Raw genomic sequence first — 386 nt, forward strand, 5'->3', positions numbered from 1 at the left:
ACCTGCAGCAGACCAATCGCTTCAACGTGCTGGACCGCGACAACATGAGCGAGATCCAGCAGGAAGCGGCGATCAAGGGCCAGGCCCAGCGCCTGAAGGGTGCCGACTACGTGGTGACCGGCGACGTCACCGAGTTCGGCCGCAAGGAAGTCGGCGACCGCCAGCTGGTTGGCATCCTCGGCCGCGGCAAGTCGCAGTTAGCAAACGCCAAGGTGGCGCTGAACAGCGTCAACAACTCTACCTCGGAGGTCGTCGATTCGACCCAGGGCGCTGGCGAGTACGCCCTGTCCAACCGCGAGGTGATCGGCTTCGGCGGCACCGCCAGCTACGACTCGACCCTCAACCGCAAGGTTCTCGCCCTGGCCATGCGCGTGGCGGTGAACAAG

Annotated in this window: 1 protein-coding gene; it reads left to right on the forward strand. The window is 65.0% G+C overall.

Features of this window, described 5'->3' with window-relative positions; all coding sequences use genetic code 11:
- Window positions 1–386: CsgG/HfaB family protein (locus ACLJNW_RS23465; RefSeq protein WP_410961121.1), on the forward strand; the 386-nt coding region annotated here is incomplete at both ends.

Source organism: Salmonella sp. SAL4457, assembly GCF_046548235.1.
Classification (GTDB): domain Bacteria; phylum Pseudomonadota; class Gammaproteobacteria; order Enterobacterales; family Enterobacteriaceae; genus Salmonella; species Salmonella enterica.